The 6,685-nt window shown below is 42.4% G+C and carries 4 protein-coding genes; all 4 read left to right on the top strand.

All coding sequences use genetic code 11. The features are described 5' to 3' along the window. A partial coding sequence (locus F6K38_RS32635; protein ID WP_287359229.1) for an eCIS core domain-containing protein occupies nucleotides 1-1,100 on the top strand: 1,100 nt, incomplete at its 5' end. A 260-nt stretch (nucleotides 1,101-1,360) separates the two neighbouring features. Then, nucleotides 1,361-3,703, top strand: coding sequence for an eCIS core domain-containing protein (locus F6K38_RS32630; RefSeq protein WP_287265887.1), 2,343 nt, complete (start codon nucleotides 1,361-1,363; stop codon nucleotides 3,701-3,703). 120 nt (nucleotides 3,704-3,823) lie between these two features. Further along, a complete protein-coding gene (locus F6K38_RS32625; RefSeq protein WP_287359227.1) occupies nucleotides 3,824-6,250 on the top strand; it encodes an eCIS core domain-containing protein in 2,427 nt (808 codons plus the stop codon). Nucleotides 6,251-6,467: 217 nt separating this feature from the next. Then, nucleotides 6,468-6,685: hypothetical protein (locus F6K38_RS32620; protein WP_287359225.1), on the top strand; the 218-nt coding region annotated here is incomplete at its 3' end.

Raw genomic sequence — 6,685 nt, 5'->3', positions numbered from 1 at the left:
TCAGGGTTCACAATGATGCCCAATCTGACCAGTTGAATCAATCTATTCAAGCTCGTGCTTTTACTACAGGTAAAGATATCTTCTTTCGGCAGGGGGAATATAACCCTGGGAGTCGAGGAGGGCAGGAATTGATTGCCCATGAATTGACCCATGTGGTGCAGCAAAACCAAGGTAAATTGCGGTCTACGATAAACTTTAAAAGTGGGATAAATATAAACGATGATGCGGGATTTGAAAAGGAAGCAAATTTGAAAGGAAAAGAGGCATTACAACATCCTGTTTCTATACTTAACACCCCTTTAACAATGTTTCCAATATCCAATTATGAGAAACCTGTGCAAAGAGCTCCTGAGGAAAAGGATGACCAAAAGAAACAATTAATTGACTGGATAGCCGATATTGTTAAAAAACAGTTGGAAACATTAAACTATAGAATCGGTGGTAGTTTCGCAGCAAAAACGGAATATGGTTTTGAGAGAACCCCACAAGATATTGATTTAGAGTTTTGGAGTTATGAAGATGCCTTAAAGGCGAAAGAGTTACTAAAGGCTTACGAAAAAACAGAAAACGAAGATGAATCGTACCCTCAATTGCTTTACTTTCTCCCTCTGGAAGAAGAAGCACCAGTGAGTGTAACAATGTTAGCGATGGGCAAGAGAGCTAAAGTAGAAAATCGCGGTTCTCTATTAACAATAGAGCTCAATAATGAAAATTACCGTCAAGGAGCCAAGGATTTCAAAAAATTACCAAATACAAGATATGAAAAGCAGCCACCTACAATGAGAAGGAACTCTTTAATAGCTGGATCCTTGGAGAGATATAGCTATAATCTAGTACTAGGTAAAGAAGACACGAAACAAGACAAAAAGTTTTTGGAGCATATGATCGGCAGTCTAACAGCCGAAGAGAAAGGGAAATTATTTCAGGAAATAATGGAAAGGTTTGATTGGGATATGATCAAAGACCCTCCCATAGCGGATCAGTATGACGAAGAAGAAGAACTGGATGAGTCTGACGAGGAAGAAGAAGTGGATCACACCCAAAGAATGGAAATAGCAAGTAAAACCCTGCAAAAATTGATAGAGAATTCCAGTAAATGAAATAAGGTCTGTCGTGATCGCTTGCCTCGTAGTGCGATCGCACTCTGTAGGGTGGGCAAATGGACATGATTCCTAATTAAATTGCCAAACTCTCATCATTTGCCCACCCTACCCCTGCTCTGTTGTTGCTTGGGTTAACAAAGGAAGCTATGCCACGTTGGTAGGGATGTAGCGCGGTCTTGAGGTGAACCCCCTCAGTGCCATTCGGCTATATCATGATTAGGTGACGTTTGCCGAGTATTTAAGATTTAACCAAGCTCATGGGTAATCTACGACAAAGCCAAACCAAAAACACACAAACTCCAGATCAGTCTCTTGTATCGGGAAGTAGGAAGCCAACATACCACCCAGTCGAGGAACTGCAAGGAATAATCGGTAACCGAGCACTGGGTAATCTAATTAAATCCCAGCAATACAAATCTGGAGAAGTTCATCGTTCCCAAGATCCTCTGCTGAGTAGTGTCTCCCCTGTTAGTGGGCAACCAATTCAGCGAATGCCAATGTTTAGGGGACTTTCCCATGAGTTAATGGGCCATTGGCAGCAGGGCAATCCAGTACAGGCGAAGCTAACTATTGGTGAAGCTGGGGATAAGTATGAGCTTGAAGCTGACCGAGTAGCATCGGAAGTAGTGGATCGGATTAACGCACCAGTTTCTAGTTTGTCAACTCAACATCAGTCGATTCAAGCTCAAGGTCAGCAAGATGAACTGATGAGGAAGCCAATGGTGCAGCTTAAATCCATCGAAGGTGGAATGGCGGCTACCCCAGAGTTGGAAAGCTCAATCCAACAGGCAAAGGGGTCGGGGATGCCGATCGCACAGAGTATCCGGAAACCAATGGAACAGTCGTTTGGGGCAGATTTTAGTGGAGTCAGGGTTCACGCTGATGCCCAATCTGACCAGTTGAATCAATCAATTCAGGCTCGTGCTTTTACCACAGGTAAAGATATCTTCTTTCGGCAGGGGGAATATAACCCTGGGAGTCAGGAGGGGAAAAAGTTAATTGCTCATGAGTTGACTCATGTGGTGCAGCAAGGAGGTGGCAAAGTTGTGACTAATCAATCTGTTAGGGTCAGCGCAGCTCCTGTAGCTAGGATCCAGTGTATGTCTTTGATGCAGTTCCAAGACAAGTACGAACTAAAAACTGTTCAACAGCAGGGACAAAATCCTCCTCGGACTTCCTATGTACATCACAAGTTAGTTGGTCATCGACCCAATCAACCATATCCCCAGTTTAATTACGGCTATGTGGCAAATGTTCCTACCTATCCGGGAGGTACAACTCCAAACGCAATCGCTACTAAGTATGAGGAGGGGTTTGAAGATAAAACAGAGATGTCTTATCGATTTAGGCTAGTAGTTGGGGTGAATAAATACAAAAGCTTAATGAGGGCTAGAAGTGAGGATGAAATCAGAGATGTGATTAATAATACAGGCAATTTTAACTATCCAGGGATTGTTTTTGGATTTACATGGGAACCGTTTTGGGTTAAAAAATCTACCAACCAAAAGGCAGATTCAAATCAGATAGAAACAGACTTCGGGACACTTAATACTCAGGAGCAGGATCAAGCAGAAGCAACATTAAAAGAAGCTAACTATCTACCTTATGGGGTATTTAGGGATGAAATAACTAAAAGCCAATACACTCAAAGATGTGTGAATGACCTAAAAAATCGATTTAACATACCAAACATTTATATTCATATTGGGGATGCCGACGCGCTTAGTCTCAAAGTTCCAGAGGAGCAATCTCGACACGGTCATTATCAACCCATGGGTTTATTTTCCAAGTACGACCAACTCCTTACACGTCATCAGACTAAAGGAAGACAACTCCCCTATCTTGCCAGCGGTGGGTACGAGCTGCGTCAAGGGGCTCAGGGTGGAGATTTGCCTGCTGATGACGATTTGAGTGTACTGGCTAATAAAATTGATATGAAGGTTCGTCGGATTATTTCAAAAGTAGATCCTAGGGCACCATATTTTCCTGAACCTAATACACTTATAAAGTATGAAGCACTCTTAAAGAATCCAACAGACCCTAACAGCGGACTCAAAAATCGATTGTTCGGTATCAAAGGTGGGGAAGGAAGGGAGCTTATGAAAAATGTACTCGGCGGCCTCCGAGGAGATCTCAAGGAATATGCCTTCTTCAAGCCCAAGGCGGCAATAGCTACATCAACAGCAGGTGGAGGCGAGCGCCTCAAAGCAAGACCCCTACCAAACTACAACCCTCACGAGAAGCAGTTGATTTTAAGAAGGAATATTCCTCCAAATATACTCCGATCTGCTTTGAGAAAGGTTTTGACATCGGCACAGTCTCATGCCCACCCAAGAGGCTGGATAACTCAAGTCGGAATGGGTCTAGGTTTAGATTGGTATGGAGTTCAGCAAATTTATCAACAACAGGTTAATAACTCTGGAAATGCTGAGATTAGAAAAGTTTTAAATGACTTGCTCCCAAATTTTCATCAAGGAAGACCACGAAGGATAACCAATGCTCAGAGAGGTCTAGTTGAAAGGATGGCACAATCAACAATTACTGCCATCGAGAGTTTCTTAGCAGAATTGGAACAGATCATCATAAAAAAAGCCCAATAGTTGAAGTGGATGGGGATATTCCCAATCCAGACTGACAGTTTCACTCCCCTACACCGATAACCTACTCGGTAATATGATTGGTTGTTAATTTCGCAAACTATTTAAGATTTAGTCAAGCTCATGGGTAATCTACGACAAAGCCAAACTAGACAGACACAAGCTCGAGATCAGTCAATAGTATCAGGAAATAGGAAGCCAACATACCACCCAATCGACGAACTGCAAGGGATAATCGGCAACCGAGCACTGGGTAATCTAATTAAATCCCAGCAATACAAATCTGGAGAAGTTCATCGTTCCCAAGATCCTCTGCTGAATAGTGTCTCCCCTGTTAGTGGGCAACCAATTCAGCGAATGCCAATGTTTAGGGGACTTTCCCATGAGTTAATGGGTCATTGGCAGCAGGGCAATCCAGTACAGGCGAAGCTAACTATTGGTGAAGCTGGGGATAAGTATGAGCTTGAAGCGGACCGAGTAGCATCGGAAGTAGTGGACCGGATTAATGCACCAGTTTCTAGTTTGTCAACTCAACATCAGTCGATTCAAGCTCAAGGTCAGCAAGATGAACTGATGAGGAAGCCAATGGTGCAGCTTAAATCCATCGAAGGTGGAATGGCGGCTACCCCAGAGTTGGAAAGCTCAATCCAACAGGCAAAGGGGTCGGGGATGCCCATCGCCGAAAGTATCCGGAAACCAATGGAACAGTCGTTTGGGGCAGATTTTAGTGGGGTGAGGGTTCACAGTGATGCCCAATCTGACCAGTTGAATCAATCTATTCAGGCTCGTGCTTTTACTACAGGTAAAGATATCTTCTTTCGGCAGGGGGAATACAACCCTGGGAGTCGAGGAGGGCAGGAATTGATTGCCCATGAATTGACCCATGTGGTGCAGCAGAATAGAGCCTCTGTGCAACGCCAATTAAACCAGCATAATGGGAGTGAATTTGACCATAACGATAAAATTAGTACTAATGAAAGTGCTCCCGTAGATGTTGTACAGCGTCGAGTGGGATATGAATTTGAAGCACAGTGGAATGTGCGAAATGTAAGTAACTGGCAACAAGCCCAGCAAGACTTTCAACGTGCTAAGACTCAACGGGATTTAGCGATCAATATTAAAGTGGCTAAAGTAATGGCTGAACAACCTTCCATAAAAATAGTTGAGCTTACTAACCACGAAAAGGGATTGGATCAACAAGGTCGTTTAGACCTATGGTTTACTGACGATAGTCAATCTACTCTAACTAATGCCGGTCAAGCACTAATGACCAGAGTAAATGAGGACAGTCAGGACTACCAGGCAATGGTTTTTAGCATGTATGTAAATAAACAACTTAGTGAGCCTCCATTACTCGGTCAGAATGTTCCCAAAGCAACAGCTTTTATTCGAGGTGATAAATTTGATCTAACTGCTGATGCAAGTCCTTCAGGAGGCTCTAACTTAGAATGGGTCACAGAGCCACTAGAAAGTAAAAGTGAAGTTGAATCAGTAATGGATAACATTGTGGCAATGGCAAGTTATCTGAATAGTCGTAAAGGAGAGGAGTTTATTCCATCAGAGGACGTAACAGCAGGTGGAGGAGAACCTGATTCTAATCTCCGAATTTATCCAGATGGAAAGGAATTAAGCTTTTCCCCTCAGCTTACGGCTGGTTTACATATTGGAAAGATTAGCGATCTTGTCGAATACGTTACTGTTAAGGAAGACTTGAATGTCACTGGATGGCTCAATCAAAATCTCTTTAAAAGAGAACGTCATAAACAACAATCTCGTAAGCAAAAAGCAAATAAAGATTTATTTGGTAAAGGAGACTTATCATTTTTATCTAAGGCCGATGCATGGGTCAATGATCAAGTAAAGAGATTAAATGTAGGGGGAATTGATGATAGTGTCAGTAAAAAAGAATTAATGGGACTAGTGACTATCTTGGTAAATTATCTCCACAAAGCAACAAAGATGATGAATAAAGATAACTCAAAAGCCATTGCGGGGGCGATGATGGCTCGAACTGATTTTGCCCACAACTTTGGATTAATTGCAGAACCCTACAGGAATTACTTTCAAACTAATCCTAATCAATTCGCTGAGTTAGTATTAAATGCTGCTGGGTTAACAGGTGAAGGCGGACAACCGATTTTTCCAAAAACAATTGAGAAAGGTATGGTGGGAAATATTCAAGAAGTCCGGATTACTTTAACTCGTAAAGAATGGCTAGAACATATTCCTACTGGATATGACCTGTTAAAGAACTATGTTAACCTTCCAGAGGAAATTAAAGCAGCGGATGAAGATGAGTCAGCAGACAACTTAGTCAAATTAGTCAAAGACAAGCGAGCTGATTTTGAGGTAATTCATAAATCCCTTGGAGCCTTAGGAAGTGTTGACGATTTGGTTGGGCTGAGTGACAAACCAGTTAAAGCCTTGGTGGTTGAACTTCGTCGTATGCAAGATGACTTGAAAGTCGGTGATCTAAAGCCGATGGCAGTTTCTGCCTATAATCTAATTGAGCGACTTAATGAGGGTAAAAAGCTCAAATACAAGAAATAGTAGGTGTGAAGGAAGCATTCGGAGTAAAACTTTAAGGGATTAGGAAAACTTCTAACTAGATACAAAAATGCACCATGCTTTAAAAGCCAATGTAAGTCAATGTAATGCGATCGCTCCCGTCCTCCCATATTTCCGTCCCTGCCACAATCCCTTTGATCTCAAAGGCTATATGATAATTACACTGTGACTTTTGCCGACTCTTAATTTAACCAAGCTCATGGGTAATCTACGACAAAGCCAAACCAAAAACACACAAACTCCAGATCAGTCTCTTGTATCGGGAAGTAGGAAGCCAACATACCACCCAATCGAGGAACTGCAAGGAATAATCGGTAACCGAGCACTGGGTAATCTAATTAAATCCCAGCAATACAAATCTGGAGAAGTTCATCGTTCCCAAGATCCTCTGCTGAGTAGTGTCTCCCCTGTTAGTGG

Origin of the sequence: Moorena sp. SIO3B2 (assembly GCF_010692525.1) — a bacterium.
In the GTDB taxonomy this organism is placed as follows: domain Bacteria; phylum Cyanobacteriota; class Cyanobacteriia; order Cyanobacteriales; family Coleofasciculaceae; genus Moorena; species Moorena producens.
The sequence above is the reverse complement of the archived record's forward strand: the minus strand, read 5'-3'. Positions and strand labels throughout refer to the sequence as shown.

What these genes read in the sequence shown, in the direction of transcription:
- F6K38_RS32630 (WP_287265887.1), top strand. Translation starts at nt 1,361, where the DNA reads ATGGGTAATCTACGACAAAGCCAAACCAAAAACACACAAACTCCAGAT.
- F6K38_RS32625 (WP_287359227.1), top strand. Translation starts at nt 3,824, where the DNA reads ATGGGTAATCTACGACAAAGCCAAACTAGACAGACACAAGCTCGAGAT.